Source organism: Sphingomonas sp. DBB INV C78, assembly GCF_042693015.1.
GTDB lineage: Bacteria > Pseudomonadota > Alphaproteobacteria > Sphingomonadales > Sphingomonadaceae > Sphingomonas_E.
Genome location: NZ_CP170544.1, coordinates 3,384,259 through 3,398,803, shown reverse-complemented (window position 1 = coordinate 3,398,803; position 14,545 = coordinate 3,384,259). Strand labels below are relative to the sequence as shown.

Sequence of the window (14,545 nt, the reverse complement as noted above, 5' to 3'; positions counted from 1 at the left end):
CTGAGGGGTTCGGGTACTCGATGAGCGATAACGACAAGCCGAAACTGGGTATGCGCGCACCTCTGGGTCTCAAGCGCACGGTCGAGACGGGCAAGGTGAAGCAGAGCTTCAGCCATGGCCGCTCGAACACCGTTGTTGTGGAGGTCAAGCGCCGCCGCATCCTCGGCAAGCCCGGTGAGGGCGAAACGCATGTGCAGGAAGCGGTTGTCGAGCCGACGCCGGCGCCGGCACCTGCACCTGCGGCTCAGCCCGCTGCGGCGGCACCCGCTCCGACGCCTGCTGCGCCGGTCCATCAGGTTCAGGCCAAGCCAGCGGTGCCGGCCCCGGCCCGGCCTGCTGCTCCTGCGCGCCCGATGACGCCGCTCGAACGGCGCGAGCAGCAGGAACGCCTGCTGCGCGAGGCCGAGGAAGCGCGCATGACCGCGCTCGAAGAAGCGCGCCGCCGTGAGGATCGCGAGAAGCAGGAGGCGTCCGAAGAGGAACGCCGCCGCGCCGAAGATAATCGTCGCGCCGAGGAAGAAGCGGCCAAGATCGCTGTGCAGGAAGCTGAGGCCGCTGCCGTCCGCGCTGCGGAAGAGGTTGCAGCGCCTGTGACCGAGCCTGCTGCCGAGACGGCCGAAGCCGCTGCGCCGGCCGAGCGTGGATCATCCGCGCCGCCGCCGCGCCGCTTCACGCCGGTCGTCGCGCCGAAGCGTCCCGAGCCGGCCAAGCCGTCGCGCGATCGCAAGGGCGGAGACGATCGCCGTCAGTCCGGCAAGCTTACCGTTACCCGCGCGCTTGATGACGGCGACGGCGGCGCGCGTGCGCGCAGCCTTGCGGCGCTCAAGCGATCGCGTGAAAAGGACAAGCGCGCACATCAGATGGGCGGCCCGGCTGCCAAGCAAGTGCGCGACGTCGTCGTGCCGGAGACCATCACGGTTGCCGAACTGGCCAATCGTATGGCCGAGCGCGGCGCGGACCTCGTGAAGGCACTGTTCAAGATGGGCATGCCTGTCACCGTCAATCAGACGATCGACCAGGACACGGCCGAACTGCTGGTCACGGAATTTGGTCACAACATCAAGCGTGTGTCCGAAAGCGATGTCGACATCGTCACGTCCGAGGACGTTGATGCGAACGAGACGCTCCAGTCACGTCCTCCGGTCGTTACGATCATGGGCCATGTCGATCACGGCAAGACCTCGCTGCTCGATGCCTTGCGCGGCACCGATGTGGCGTCGGGCGAAGCGGGCGGCATCACCCAGCATATCGGCGCCTATCAGGTGACGGTGAAGGATGGATCGAAGATCACCTTCCTGGACACGCCGGGCCACGAAGCGTTCAGCGAGATGCGCGCGCGCGGTGCCAACATCACCGATATCGTGGTGATCGTGGTCGCCGGCGACGATGGTCTGCGCCCCCAGTCCATCGAGGCGATCAATCACACCAAGGCGGCCGGCGTGCCGATGATCATCGCGATCAACAAGATGGACAAGCCGGGCAGCAACGCCCAGCGCGTGCGTGAAGCGCTGCTCCAGCACGACGTTCAAGTCGAAAGCATGGGTGGCGACGTGCAGGAAGTGGAGGTCTCAGCGCTCAAGAAGACCGGCCTCGACGAGTTGATCGAGAAGATCGAACTCCAGGCCGAAATCCTCGAGCTCAAGGCCAATCCCGATCGTGCGGCCGAAGGCACTGTGATCGAAGCCAAGCTCGACAAGGGGCGCGGTCCGGTGGCGACGATCCTCGTCGGCCGCGGCACGCTCAAGGTTGGCGACATCTTCGTCGTCGGCGCGGAAAGCGGCAAGGTCCGCGCGCTCGTCAACGATAAGGGACAGCAGGTCAAGGAAGCCGGCCCGTCGACTCCGGTCGAGGTGCTGGGTCTGTCTGGTGTGCCGGGTGCGGGTGATCCGCTGTCGGTTGTCGAGAACGAAGCGCGGGCCCGCGAAGTCGCGGCCTATCGTGCCAGCGTCATTCACCAGAAGCGGACGACTTCGGCTCCGGCCAGCCTGGAATCCATGTTCTCGGCGCTGCGCGACAAGCAGGCCCAGCAATATCCGGTGGTGGTCAAGGCCGACACGCAAGGGTCGGTCGAAGCGATCATCGGCTCGCTCAACAAGATTTCGACCGACGATATCCAGGTGCGGATCCTGCACTCGGGCGTCGGCGGCATCACCGAGAGCGATGTCACGCTGGCCGCGGCTTCGAAGGCGCCGATCATCGGCTTCAATGTCCGCGCCAATGCCAAGGCGCGCGAATTCGCTACGCGGGATGGGGTCGCGCTCAAATATTATGACGTGATCTACGATCTGCTGGACGAGATTCGCGCGGCGATGGCAGGCCAGCTCGGGCCGGAATATTTCGAAACGGTCGTCGGCCGCGCCGAAATCCGCGAAGTCTTCTCCGCCGGCAAGCATGGCAAGGCGGCGGGTCTGCTCGTCACCGACGGCTATATCCGCAAGGCCCTGCGCGCCCGTGTCACGCGCGACGACGTCATCATCTACAACGGCTCGATCGCCTCGCTGCGTCGCTTCAAGGACGACGTGCCCGAGGTTCGCGCCGGTCTGGAATGCGGCGTCACGCTGGAAGGTTCGACCGACATCAAGCCGGGCGACTTCCTCGAAACCTTCGAAGTCGAGGAGCGCGCCCGGACCCTGTAATCGCGTCGTCGGCGGAGGCATCTCGCTTCCGCCGGCCCGCGGTGGGATTGGGCTGAAAGGTCAGCGCCGATGCGTCGTAACGAAACCCCCGAAGGCAAGTCCGTCCGTGTGCTCCGCGTCGGTGAACAGGTGCGCCATGCCTTGTCCGAAGTGCTGATGCGCGGGGATGTGCATGATGATGTGCTGGCTAAGCACAGCGTATCCGTTACCGAAGTCCGCATGTCGCCCGACCTGCGGCACGCCACCGCGTTCGTGAAGCCGCTGCTCGGCGCCGATGAGGGCGTGGTGCTGAAGGCGCTGCGCACCAACACGGCCTATCTGCAAAGCGAGGTCGCGCGGCGGGTGAACACCAAATATGCCGCCAAGCTGAAATTCCTGGTCGACGAAAGCTTCGACGAGGGCAGCCATATCGATGCGGTGTTGCGTCGGCCGGAAATCGCCCGCGATCTCGACAATGAAGACTGACGCGAAAAGGCCGCCATCGCATCGCGACAGCGGCCTCCCAGCAAGTCAGGCGTAGCGGACGGTCACGTTCCGCTGGCCGTAACGGCGCATGGTTGCGCCGATCAGGCCGAAGCCCGCAATCATCATCGCCCAACTTGCCGGTTCGGGCACCGGCGCCGGCGAGGACGCGCCGAGCCATGCTGCGATATTGTCGCGGAACACAGGCGCGGGATTATCCTGCAGCACGTTGAGGTCCATCACCGTCAGCAGATTATCGCCCCACAGGGTTGCGAAATTCTGGTCGAACAGTGCGAGGCCGCTGCCACCCGAGACAATTCCGGCGCCCTGAATATGGACTGAGGTCACGCCATTGGTCAGTTCGTGCGTGGCGATCGCATTGGCGGTGGTGTTGACGTTGCCGCCAACGGTGGCGGTACCGCCGCTCGAGAAGTCGATGATATTCTCGCTGAACAGATTGAAGAAGAAGGCGCCTTCACCGATCAGCGCGACGCGGCCACCGGTTGCGAGAAAGTTCGTGAGGTTGGTGATCTCCGTGGCGGACAGCGTCGGTGCGGAACCGAAATTGGAGCGCGCGACGACCAGGATGGCGTCTGCACTGGCGACATCCGCCGCATTGCCGAGATCGCCGATCGCATAGCCATCCGGCTGGGCGCCGAGCGCTGCCGTGAACTTGGTCCAGTCATAGCCCCCGACCGAATAGCCGCCATAAGGCTCCTTCTGGTCAACGAGGATCTTCGCCTGGGCAGTGCTGGTCCACGCCAGGATCGTAACCGCCGCGGCCATCATCAGCCCTAAGCGGCGTCGCAATTGCTTGAGTTCCATCTCGTTTCTCCCCTGCCTTCAACATCGAACGCGGGGACGGGGCTCGCATGGCAGGCATGATGCGGCAGTGACTCGACGATGACTGTTTTGCGTCATTCAAGGAGAGTCCCGTTTTGGATCGAAAGGCGCTAGCAGTCGGCCGCGTTGGAAAAGGATTATGTGACGATGGTCGATGCTGATCGCCTGCTCATCCCCCTGCAGGCCGGTGAAGTGGCGCTTAAGCCGCTGGAGGAGGACCATCGCGAGGCACTACGCGCAGCATGCGCTGCGGACAGCGAGATCTGGTCGATCTACAACGTCTCCTATGATCCCGATCATTTCGACGAGAGCTTCGACGTGCTGCTCGCCAACCCCGCGCGGTTGGCGTTCGCGATCCTGCATGACGGGCAGGTGGTCGGCATGACCGCTTATCTGGGGGTCGATGCCGGCAAGGGGCTGCTGGAGGTCGGCAACACCTATATCGCGCCGGTCATGCGGGGAACGGGCTTCAACCGGCGGGTCAAGGAATTGCAGATCGACCACGCGATCGCCTGCGGTTTCCGGCGGATCGAATTCCGCATCGATGCGCGCAACGCGCGATCGATGGCGGCAGTCGCTAAGCTTGGCGGCGTCAAGGAAGGTGTAATGCGACAGGAACGCGTCACCTGGAATGGGCATCTGCGCGACACCGCACTCTATTCGATCCTGGCGGATGAATGGCGCGATAACGCCGCCCTCAACAAAGGTTCATGATCTCAAGCGCATGAAGGCGGAATGACCAGGCATCCCCACCTTACTTCGCTCGCCATGGGCGTTGCGCTTGTCGCGGCGAGTTCGGGCTTATCGGTAGTCGCTCATGCCCAGCCGGCCCCGGCGACAGCGACCAAGGAGGCATCGATACCCTTTGTCGGATCGGGTTCGATCCGCAACTATCGCGCGATCGATCGCCGCACGCTGCTGGTCGAGGATGTTCACGGCAAATGGTATCGCGCTGAACTGATGTCGGATTGTCTCGACCTGACCTATGCGCAGGCGATCGGTTTCGACGTCCGCGGCACCAACAGCTTCGACAAATTCTCGTCGATCATCGTGCGCGGGCAGAATTGCCCGCTCAGGAGCCTGGTGCCGAGCGAGGCACCTCCGAAGAAGGCGAAGAAGAATAGCAAAGGCTGACCAAGTGGCAGCTCCGCCGTGTGTGACGGCTGGACAAAGCTGCCATCACGCCTAAACGGCCGCCGATGGACGGATGGATCATCATCGACAAGCCGGTGGGCATCGGCTCGACGCAGGTCGTCTCGGCGGTCAAGCGGGTGCTGCGGCAGGGCGGCTATGGCAAGCACAAGGTCGGCCATGGCGGCACGCTCGATCCGCTGGCATCCGGCGTGCTGCCGATAGCGATCGGCGAGGCGACCAAGCTGTCGGGCCGGATGCTCGATGCCGACAAGGCCTATGATTTCACCATCAGTTTCGGCGCCGAAACCGATACGCTGGATGCCGAGGGCAAGGTGATCGCCACATCAGAGGCGCGGCCGACGCGTGACCAGGTGCTGGGCGTGCTGTCCCGCTTCACCGGTCCGATCGATCAGGTGCCGCCGGCCTTTTCCGCGCTCAAGGTCGAGGGCGCGCGCGCTTATGATCTTGCTCGCGCCGGTGAGGAGGTGGTGCTCAAATCCCGCGCGGTGACGATCCATTCGTTCGATCTGGTCGATTGGACGTCCGACTCCGCGACGCTCTCTGTTCGCGTGTCGAAGGGCACCTATATCCGCAGCCTCGCCCGAGACGTGGCTTATGCGCTTGATACGGTTGGTCATGTCACCATGTTGACGCGCACGAAAGCGGGGCCATTCACGCTGGAATCGGCGATTTCGCTGGACAAGCTCAACCAAGTCGCTATGGGCCACCCGCTTGAAGAACTACTCCTGCCATTGACGGCGGGGCTGGACGACATCCCGGCTCTCGCAGTCAGCCTCGATCAGGCAAGGGCGCTTCGTGAGGGGCGGAAATTGATTGGGGCTGCCAAGCATCAAGGCCTCCATCTGGCGATTTCGGGCAATGTCCCTGTCGCTCTCGTGGAGGTTTCTAGCCCGGAAATACGGGTGGTGCGCGGCTTCAACATCGCGATGTCGAAGGAAGAAAACGAATGACGATTACCGCTGCTCGCAAGGCCGAACTGATCTCCACCCATGCCCGCGCCGAAGGCGACACCGGCAGCCCCGAGGTCCAGGTCGCGATCCTGTCGGAGCGCATCACCAACCTGACCGAGCACTTCAAGACCCACGCCAAGGATAACCATTCGCGTCGTGGTCTGCTGATGCTGGTCAACAAGCGTCGCAGCCTTCTCGATTATCTGAAGCGCGAGGACAGCGCACGCTACGCAGATATCATCGCCAAGCTCGGGCTTCGCAAGTGAGCTTGAGCCACTGATTGAAACGGCCCCTTCCGGGGCCGTTTCTCGTTTCGGCGACTGCGGATGCGGCGCCGGAACACCCCTGGACCCGACACTCGGTCGTGGTCCGGACTCGGGCAGGACGCCCGATCCTGGGGCCGGAGGGCCGGCCCCTACAGGCCCCGCCGGCATAGGGCCGGCGGCAGGAAGGAAAACAGATGTTCGACATCAAGAAGCAGGAAATCCAGTGGGGCGGCCAGACCCTCACGCTGGAAACGGGCCGTGTTGCCCGTCAGGCCGATGGCGCGGTGGTCGCGACCCTCGGCGAAACCGTTGTGCTCTGCGCCGTCACGGCTGCGCGCAGCGTCAAGGAAGGGCAGGATTTCTTCCCGCTCACCGTCCATTATCAGGAGAAGTATTTCTCGTCCGGGCGCATCCCCGGCGGCTTCTTCAAGCGTGAACGTGGCGCGACCGAGAAGGAGACTTTGGTCTCCCGCCTGATCGACCGCCCGATCCGTCCGCTGTTCCCGGAAGGTTTCTACAACGAAATCAACGTCATCGCTCAGGTGCTGAGCTATGACGGCGAGAATGAGCCGGACATCCTGGCGATGGTCGCCGCGTCCGCTGCGCTGACGCTCTCGGGCGTGCCCTTCATGGGCCCGATCGGTGCGGCCCGCGTCGGTTACAAGGATGGCGAATATATCCTGAACCCGACCGACACGCAGGTCGCCGAAGGCGAACTCGATCTCGTCGTTGCCGGCACGCATGATGCGGTGATGATGGTCGAATCCGAAGCCAAGGAGCTTTCGGAAGACGTCATGCTCGGCGCCGTCATGTTCGGCCATCGCGAAATGCAGAAGGTGCTCGACGCGATCATCGGTCTCGCCGAACAGGCTGCCAAGGATCCGTGGGAACTGGCTGCTCAGCCGGACACCAGCGCGATGAAGACGAAGCTCAAGAAGCTCGTCGGCAAGGACATCACCGCTGCCTACAAGCTGACCAACAAGTCGGCTCGCTCGAACGCGCTCAACGAGTCGCGCGCCAAGGCGAAGGCCGCCTTCGCCGATGCGGTCCCGCAGGATCAGATGGTCGCGAACAAGCTGGTCAAGAAGCTTGAGGCGGAAATCGTCCGCACCGCGATCCTCAAGGATGGCCGCCGCATCGACGGCCGCGACACGAAGACCGTCCGCCCGATCGTGGCGGAAGCGCACTTCCTGCCGCGCGCCCATGGCTCGGCGCTGTTCACCCGCGGTGAGACCCAGTCGATCTCGACCTGCACCCTTGGCACCAAGGATGCGGAGCAGATGATCGATGGGCTGAACGGCCTGCGCTACGAGCATTTCATGCTCCACTACAACTTCCCGCCTTATTCCGTCGGTGAAGTTGGCCGCTTCGGCGCGCCGGGCCGTCGCGAAGTCGGCCATGGCAAGCTGGCGTGGCGTGCGCTGCACGGCGTGCTGCCGACCAAGGAGGAGTTCCCCTACACGATCCGTCTGACCTCGGACATCACCGAGTCGAACGGGTCGTCGTCGATGGCCACCGTCTGCGGCGGCTCGCTGGCGCTGATGGATGCCGGCGTGCCGATCAGGCGCCCGGTTTCGGGTATCGCCATGGGCCTGATCCTCGAAGGCAAGGACTTCGCCGTCCTGTCGGATATCCTGGGTGACGAAGATCATCTTGGCGACATGGACTTCAAGGTCGCAGGCACGTCCGAAGGCATCACCAGCCTGCAGATGGACATCAAGATCGCCGGTATCACCGAGGAGATCATGAAGGTCGCGCTGCACCAGGCGAGCGACGGTCGCGCGCACATCCTGGGCGAAATGGCGAAGGCGCTGGATCACACCCGCACCGAGCTGTCGGCGCATGCGCCGCGCATCGAGACGATGAGCGTTCCCAAGGACAAGATCCGCGACGTCATCGGCACGGGCGGCAAGGTGATCCGCGAGATCGTTGCCCAGACCGGCGCGAAGGTCGACATCGAGGATGACGGCACCGTCAAGATCAGCTCGTCCGACCTCGACAAGATCGAGGCCGCGAAGAACTGGATCATCGGCATCGTCGCCGAGGCCGAAGTCGGCAAGATCTACACCGGCAAGGTCGTCAACCTCGTCGATTTCGGCGCGTTCGTGAACTTCATGGGCGGCAAGGACGGTCTCGTCCACGTCTCCGAGATCAAGAACGAGCGCGTCGCCAAGGTCTCCGACGTCCTGTCCGAAGGGCAGGAAGTGAAGGTCAAGGTGCTCGAGGTCGATCAGCGCGGCAAGGTCCGTCTGTCGATGCGCGTCGTCGATCAGGAAACCGGCGCCGAGCTGGAAGACACCCGTCCGGCGCGGGAACCGCGCGAAGGCGGCGACCGTGGTCCCCGCGGGGATCGTGGCGATCGTGGTGATCGCGGCGGCGATCGTCGTCGCGAGGGCGGGGATCGTGGCCCGCGTCGGGACCGTGGCGATCGCGGCCCGCGCCGTGAGCGCGACGGCGGCAATGATGACGGCCCCGCGCCCGAATTTGCGCCTGCGTTCCTGAAGCGCGACGACGACTGATCGGCCGCAAACTGCACACATGGAAAAGGGGGCCATTGGCCCCCTTTTCTTTATCCGGCGCTAAAGCGAACGGATCAGTGCGTGTTCACCGCGGCGGCGTTGACATCGGCCGCGTCGATGGCGTCGGCCTTGTTGTCGCCTTCTTCGCGCAGAGCGTCGGCCTGATCCTCAAGCACATCCGATTGCGCTTCGTTGGTGGTGTTTTCGGCGATCGCGTCGAGCTGGTCGGCCTGGTTGTCATAGGCTTGCTCGACATTTTCGGCCAGCGAGTCATCGCCCTTGCCGCCGCACGCGGCAAGCGCGGCGAAGGCGGCGATGGCGGTGAACTTGATCATCCGGTTCATGCAAATCCCCTGCTTAATACGGCTCGGGCCGCCCTTGCGCGCGGCCGAAAAAGGGAAAACCACGACGCAGCGAACGGTTCCCTAAATCGCGACGAAGCGAGGGGGAAAGCAGGGTGCAATGCAAGAAAGTGGGGGGCTTCTGTTGCCCGGTGCCCCCCGGACCGCTGGATTCCGCTTCTGTTGCCCGGTGCGGACCGAACCGCGCTAAAGCTTTGTAACTTCGTCCGTGAGGACTAGGTTACGCGGCAATCGCGAGCGCCTCGTTGTCGTTGGCACTTGTAGGTTTTGAACGGTTTTACGGCGCATTCAGGCCGGGCAAAAATATCGTCTTTGAACACACGTCGATCCTAGTTCGGCCCCGTCAGGAGCCCCGCAAGCGGGGTTTCTGGTGGAGCCGCCGGGTACCGCCCCCGGGTCCGCTGCATCTATTCCACGACATCGTTTATCACCATAGCCGGGCGAACCCGGCCCGACCCATATAGGGCGGCCGGGTGCCGTTGAGAAGGGCTGACGTCAGCCCTTCTTCAGCGCCGCCTGCGCCGCCGCAAGCCGCGCGATCGGCACGCGATAGGGTGAGGCGGAGACGTAATCCAAGCCCGTCTGCTCGCAGAAGGCGATCGAGGCGGGATCGCCGCCATGTTCGCCGCAGATGCCGAGCTTGATGCCGGGGCGCGTCTTGCGGCCACGCTCCGCCGCCAGCTCGATCAGCTCGCCGACGCCCTCGATATCGAGGCTGACGAAGGGATCGCGGGCATAGATGCCCTTGTCGACATAAGTGGTCAGGAACCGGCCGGCATCGTCGCGCGACACGCCCAGCGTCGTCTGGGTAAGGTCGTTGGTGCCGAACGAGAAGAATTCGCCAACCTCGGCGATCTCGGCTGCCTTCAATGCGGCGCGCGGCAGCTCGATCATCGTGCCGACCAGATAGTCGAGCGTGCGGCCCTTCTCGGCGAACACGGCCTTGGCGGTGCGATCGATGACGTCCTTCATCAGCTCCAGCTCGCGCCGGGTGGCGACGAGCGGGACCATGACTTCCGGGATCGGCGCGGCGCCGCTCTTCTCGGCGACCTCGACCGCGGCCTCGAAGATCGCGCGGGCCTGCATCTCGTAGATTTCGGGGTAGGTGACGCCGAGGCGGCAGCCGCGATGGCCGAGCATCGGGTTGAACTCGTGCAGTTCGGCGGCGCGGCGCTTCAGCGCCTCGATGCCGACGCCGGCGGCCTCGGCGACCTCGCTGAACTCCTCCTCGGCGTGCGGCAAGAATTCGTGGAGCGGCGGATCGAGCAGACGGATCGTCACCGGCAGGCCGGCCATGATCTCGAAGATTTGGGCGAAATCGCCGCGCTGTTCGGGCAGCAGCTTGTCGAGCGCTGCGCGCCGACCCTTTTCGTCCTCGGCCAGGATCATCTGGCGGACCGCGGTGATGCGGGCGGCATCGAAGAACATATGCTCGGTGCGGCACAGGCCGACACCCTCGGCGCCGAAGCTGCGCGCGACCTTGCAGTCGAGCGGCGTTTCGGCATTGGCGCGAACCTTGAGGCGGCGGACCTTGTCGGCCCATTCCATCAGCACGCCGAAATCGCCGGCCAGTTCCGGCTCGACGGTCGCGACTTCGCCGACCATCACTTCGCCGGTCGATCCGTCGATGGTGATGATATCGCCTTCGCGGACCTCGCGGCCGGCAACCCGGAACGATTTGGCCTTGGCGTCGATGGCGAGGCTGCCCACGCCCGACACGCAGGGGCGGCCCATGCCGCGCGCCACCACGGCGGCGTGGCTGGTCATGCCGCCACGCGCCGTCAGGATGCCCTTGGCGGCGTGCATGCCGTGAATATCCTCGGGGCTGGTTTCGGTGCGGACGAGGATGACCGCTTCGCCCAGCTCCGCGCGATGCTCGGCCGTGTCGCTGTCGAACACGGCGATGCCTGATGCCGCGCCGGGCGATGCGGGCAGGCCCTTGGCGATCACGTCGCGCGGGGCATTGGGGTCGAGCGTCGGGTGGAGAAGCTGGTCGAGCGCGGACGGATCGACGCGGGCGACGGCCTCCTCCTCGGTGATCAGCCCTTCACTCGCCATGTCGACCGCGATCTTGAGCGCGGCCTTGGCGGTGCGCTTGCCCGAACGAGTCTGCAGCATCCACAGATGCCCGCGTTCCACCGTGAACTCGATGTCCTGCATGTCGCGATAATGGGTTTCGAGCAGGTCGAACACCTTGGCGAGCTGGCCGTAAACCTCCGGCATCGCCTCTTCCATCGACAGCGGCTTGGCGCCGGCGGCCTCGCGCGCAACCTTGGTCAGATATTGCGGCGTGCGGATGCCGGCGACGACGTCCTCGCCCTGCGCGTTGATCAGGAACTCGCCATAATAAGCCCGGTCGCCCTTGCTGGGATCGCGGGTGAAGGCGACGCCCGTGGCCGAGGTGTCGCCCATATTGCCGAACACCATGGCCTGCACATTGACCGCGGTGCCCCAATCGGCCGGAATGTCATTGAGCCGGCGGTAGACCTTGGCGCGTTCGGACTGCCAAGATCCGAACACCGCGCCGACCGCGCCCCAAAGCTGTTCGTGGACATCCTGCGGGAAGGGCTTGCCCCACTGATCCTGCACGATCGCCTTATACTGCTTCACCAGCGCCTGCCAGTCGGCGGCGGAAAGCTCGGTATCAAGAGTGAAACCCTTGTCTTCCTTGGCGATCTCCAGTGCTTCCTCGAACGCGCCATGATCGAGTTCGAGCACAACATCCGAATACATCTGGATGAAGCGGCGATAGCTGTCCCACGCGAAGCGATCGTCGCCCGAGATCGCGGCGAGGCCGACCACGGTTTCGTCATTGAGGCCGAGGTTGAGGACGGTATCCATCATCCCCGGCATCGATGCGCGGGCGCCGGAGCGGACCGACACCAGCAGCGGATCGGCGGCGACGCCGAACTTCTTGCCCGTCACGCCCTCGATATGGGCGATGCCGTTGGCGACTTCCGCCTTCAGGCTGTCGGGGAAGACCTGGCCGTCCTCATAATAACGGGTGCACATCTCCGTCGTGATCGTGAAGCCGGGAGGCACCGGCAGGCCGATCGACGCCATCCCGTCGAGATTCGCGCCCTTGCCGCCGAGGAGATTCTTGTCCCCCTTGCCGCCATCCGAAACCCCGCCGCCGAAACGGTAGACGTACTGCGTCATCAACTCTCACCCTCATTGAGCCCGACCGAAGTTGAGGAAGTTGAGGATTGCGTGTTCGCCCTCAACTTCGCCCGCTGGCCGATGCGATTCAGCCCTCGATCTTCGAGAAATCCGCCACTTCATGCACTGCCGCGCGAATGCGCGAGAGCAATCCCAACCGCGCCGTCCGTTTGGCGGGGTCGGCGGTGTCGTTCACCGTCACCTTGTCAAAGAAAGCGTCGATCGGGCCGCGAAGGCCGGCCAACGCCTGCATCGCGCCCTCGAAATCCTCCGCCGCGACGGCAGCGGCCGCCTTCGGCTCGGCAACGTCGAGCGCCGCGATCAGATCAGCCTCTTCCTTTTCGGGCGTGTAGGACAGCGATTTCGTCGCCTCACCCTCGAACGCTTCCTTCTTCAGGATGTTCGCGGCACGTTTGTAACCGGTCAGCAGGTTCGCACCGTCCTCGGAGGCGACGAAACCCTGCAACGCCTTCACGCGGGCGAGCAGGCGGACGAGATCGTCCTCGCCGCCCAAGGCGAACACCGCATCGATCAGATCGTGGCGAACGCCAGCCTCGCGCTGCTGGACCTTGAGGCGGTCGGCGAAGAAGTCGAGCAGATCGGTGGGGATAGAGAAGCGCAGTCCGTTGTCGGTCAACAGGCGAATGATGCCCAGTGCGGAACGACGCAAAGCGAACGGATCCTTGGATCCAGTAGGCGTCTCACCGATGGCAAAGAACTGCTGGAGGCTGTCGAGCTTGTCCGCCAAGCTCACCGCTAACGTGACCGCCGCGGTCGGGACTTCGTCGCCCTGGCCGACCGGCTTGTAATGATCGCGGATGGCGTCGGCGACGGTATCCGGCAGGCCTTCGGCGCGGGCATAATAGCCGCCCATGATGCCCTGCAGCTCGGGGAACTCGCCGACCATGCCGGTGACGAGATCGGCCTTGGCGAGACGCGCGGCCTGTTCGGCCTGATCGGCGTCCGCGCCCTTGACGATGCCTTCTTCCACTAGCCAACGCGCCAGCTTTGCCACGCGATCGACCTTGTCGGCGACGGTACCGAGCTTTTCGTGGAAGACGATCTGGTCGAGCTTCTTCGCGCTTTCGGCGAGCGGGATTTTCAGGTCCTGTTCCCAGAAGAAGCGCGCGTCCGAAAGGCGGGCGGCGAGCACCTTGCCGTTGCCGGCGGTGATCGCGGCTCCCCCATCCTTCGCGTCGATGTTGGCGACACAGATGAAGGCTGCAGCGAGCTTGCCGGCGCCATCATTCAGCACGAAATATTTCTGGTTGGTGCGCAGCGTAAGCTGGATCACCTCGCGCGGGACGCTGAGGAAATCCGTGTCGAAATGGCCGAGCAACGGCACCGGCCATTCGGTGAGGCCGGCATTTTCCGCGACCAGCCCTTCGTCCGGCACAACCGTCAGCCCGGTCTCGGCGGCCAGCGCCGCCGCGCGATCGCGGATGATCGCCTGCCTTTCCTTCGGATCGAGGATGACGTGGCAGGCGCGGAGCTTCGCGGCATAATCGTCGGCATTGCCGATCGTAATCTGGCCGGGATGATGGAAGCGGTGGCCGAGCGTGGCGGAGCCGGAGCGGATGCCGTCGACCTCGCAATCGACCACATCGTCGCCGAACAGGGCGATGATGCCCTGCAACGGGCGGACCCAGCGCAGCGACGAAGTGCTGGCAGACGCCGTGCCCCAGCGCATCGACTTGGGCCAGGGGAAGGCGGCGACGATCGCGGGGATCGCCTCGGCCAACACCGCCGGCGTCGGCCGGCCGGGCTTGTCGATCACCGCGAACAGCACCGCCGCGCCCTTGGCGTCGGTACGTTCGACCAATTGTTCGCGGGTCAGGCCGGTCTTCTTGAGGAAGCCTTCCAATGCCTGCGGCGGCGCATCGGCGCGGGGGCCTTTCAGTTCCTCGCTCACCGCCGCGGTTTCCGCGGGCAGGCCGCGTGCGATCAGCGCGAGGCGGCGGGGCGTTGCATAGGTTTCGATCGCGGCAGCCTTTAGCCCGGCCTTGGCGATCTCGGCCTCGAACAAGCGGGCAAGATCGGCGCACGCCTTCTCCTGCATCCGCGCAGGAATTTCCTCGGACAGGAGTTCGAGCAGGAAGTCCGTCATGCCCGGGCCTCCTTTTCCGTCACCCCAGCGAAGGCTGGGGTCTCGTGCGGCATGCGCGCCGAGATGCGGAGGGAGATGCCAGCCTC

The 14,545-nt window shown here is 64.5% G+C and carries 11 protein-coding genes and 1 other RNA gene; 7 read left to right on the top strand and 5 right to left on the bottom strand.

Annotated elements, in window-relative coordinates:
• Positions 1 to 20: 20 nt before the first annotated feature.
• Positions 21 to 2,636: a translation initiation factor IF-2 gene (gene infB, locus ACFB49_RS15845; RefSeq protein WP_380872220.1), complete on the top strand. Its 2,616-nt coding sequence runs from the start codon at positions 21 to 23 to the stop codon at positions 2,634 to 2,636.
• Positions 2,637 to 2,705: 69 nt separating this feature from the next.
• A complete protein-coding gene (rbfA, locus tag ACFB49_RS15840; RefSeq protein WP_380872219.1) occupies positions 2,706 to 3,101 on the top strand; it encodes a 30S ribosome-binding factor RbfA in 396 nt (131 codons plus the stop codon).
• 45 nt (positions 3,102 to 3,146) lie between these two features.
• Here rbfA and ACFB49_RS15835 read toward each other — a convergent pair whose 3' ends face one another.
• On the bottom strand, positions 3,147 to 3,923 hold the full coding sequence (locus tag ACFB49_RS15835; protein ID WP_380872218.1) for a PEPxxWA-CTERM sorting domain-containing protein: 777 nt from the start codon (positions 3,921 to 3,923) through the stop codon (positions 3,147 to 3,149).
• 165 nt (positions 3,924 to 4,088) lie between these two features.
• Between ACFB49_RS15835 and ACFB49_RS15830 the strand changes: the two genes are divergently transcribed.
• The 5 genes from ACFB49_RS15830 (at position 4,089) to pnp (ending at position 8,831) form a co-directional block, all read left to right on the top strand.
• Positions 4,089 to 4,655 carry a GNAT family N-acetyltransferase gene (locus ACFB49_RS15830; RefSeq protein WP_380879992.1) on the top strand — a complete coding sequence of 189 codons (567 nt, stop codon included), beginning with the start codon at positions 4,089 to 4,091 and terminating at the stop codon, positions 4,653 to 4,655.
• Positions 4,656 to 4,676: 21 nt separating this feature from the next.
• Positions 4,677 to 5,075, top strand: a complete 399-nt coding sequence (locus ACFB49_RS15825) for a DUF6491 family protein (RefSeq protein WP_380872217.1) — start codon at positions 4,677 to 4,679, stop codon at positions 5,073 to 5,075.
• A 65-nt stretch (positions 5,076 to 5,140) separates the two neighbouring features.
• On the top strand, positions 5,141 to 6,046 hold the full coding sequence (gene truB, locus ACFB49_RS15820) for a tRNA pseudouridine(55) synthase TruB (RefSeq protein WP_380872216.1): 906 nt from the start codon (positions 5,141 to 5,143) through the stop codon (positions 6,044 to 6,046).
• Complete coding sequence (gene rpsO / locus ACFB49_RS15815; RefSeq protein ID WP_380872215.1) at positions 6,043 to 6,312, top strand: 30S ribosomal protein S15; 270 nt, start codon at positions 6,043 to 6,045, stop codon at positions 6,310 to 6,312. Before truB ends, rpsO begins: the two co-directional genes overlap by 4 nt.
• A gap of 194 nt (positions 6,313 to 6,506) precedes the next feature.
• Positions 6,507 to 8,831, top strand: a complete 2,325-nt coding sequence (pnp, locus tag ACFB49_RS15810) for a polyribonucleotide nucleotidyltransferase (protein WP_380872214.1) — start codon at positions 6,507 to 6,509, stop codon at positions 8,829 to 8,831.
• Between the two features lie 74 nt (positions 8,832 to 8,905).
• On the opposite strand, the gene ACFB49_RS15805 is transcribed toward pnp, so the two are convergent.
• From ACFB49_RS15805 to glyS, 4 genes are all read right to left on the bottom strand, one after another.
• Positions 8,906 to 9,175, bottom strand: coding sequence for a hypothetical protein (locus tag ACFB49_RS15805; protein WP_380872212.1), 270 nt, complete (start codon positions 9,173 to 9,175; stop codon positions 8,906 to 8,908).
• 127 nt (positions 9,176 to 9,302) lie between these two features.
• Positions 9,303 to 9,683: a transfer-messenger RNA gene (gene ssrA, locus ACFB49_RS15800) on the bottom strand.
• Between the two features lie 5 nt (positions 9,684 to 9,688).
• Positions 9,689 to 12,352 carry a pyruvate, phosphate dikinase gene (ppdK, locus tag ACFB49_RS15795; RefSeq protein ID WP_380872211.1) on the bottom strand — a complete coding sequence of 888 codons (2,664 nt, stop codon included), beginning with the start codon at positions 12,350 to 12,352 and terminating at the stop codon, positions 9,689 to 9,691.
• An 88-nt stretch (positions 12,353 to 12,440) separates the two neighbouring features.
• Positions 12,441 to 14,459: a glycine--tRNA ligase subunit beta gene (glyS, locus tag ACFB49_RS15790; RefSeq protein WP_380872210.1), complete on the bottom strand. Its 2,019-nt coding sequence runs from the start codon at positions 14,457 to 14,459 to the stop codon at positions 12,441 to 12,443.
• Positions 14,460 to 14,545: the final 86 nt, after the last annotated feature.

What these genes read in the sequence shown, in the direction of transcription:
- truB (WP_380872216.1), top strand. Translation starts at nt 5,141, where the DNA reads ATGGACGGATGGATCATCATCGACAAGCCGGTGGGCATCGGCTCGACG.
- glyS (WP_380872210.1), bottom strand. Translation starts at nt 14,459, where the DNA reads ATGACGGACTTCCTGCTCGAACTCCTGTCCGAGGAAATTCCTGCGCGG.
- ACFB49_RS15830 (WP_380879992.1), top strand. Translation starts at nt 4,089, where the DNA reads ATGGTCGATGCTGATCGCCTGCTCATCCCCCTGCAGGCCGGTGAAGTG.
- ppdK (WP_380872211.1), bottom strand. Translation starts at nt 12,352, where the DNA reads ATGACGCAGTACGTCTACCGTTTCGGCGGCGGGGTTTCGGATGGCGGC.
- pnp (WP_380872214.1), top strand. Translation starts at nt 6,507, where the DNA reads ATGTTCGACATCAAGAAGCAGGAAATCCAGTGGGGCGGCCAGACCCTC.
- ACFB49_RS15825 (WP_380872217.1), top strand. Translation starts at nt 4,677, where the DNA reads ATGACCAGGCATCCCCACCTTACTTCGCTCGCCATGGGCGTTGCGCTT.
- infB (WP_380872220.1), top strand. Translation starts at nt 21, where the DNA reads ATGAGCGATAACGACAAGCCGAAACTGGGTATGCGCGCACCTCTGGGT.
- ACFB49_RS15805 (WP_380872212.1), bottom strand. Translation starts at nt 9,175, where the DNA reads ATGAACCGGATGATCAAGTTCACCGCCATCGCCGCCTTCGCCGCGCTT.
- rpsO (WP_380872215.1), top strand. Translation starts at nt 6,043, where the DNA reads ATGACGATTACCGCTGCTCGCAAGGCCGAACTGATCTCCACCCATGCC.
- ACFB49_RS15835 (WP_380872218.1), bottom strand. Translation starts at nt 3,923, where the DNA reads ATGGAACTCAAGCAATTGCGACGCCGCTTAGGGCTGATGATGGCCGCG.
- rbfA (WP_380872219.1), top strand. Translation starts at nt 2,706, where the DNA reads ATGCGTCGTAACGAAACCCCCGAAGGCAAGTCCGTCCGTGTGCTCCGC.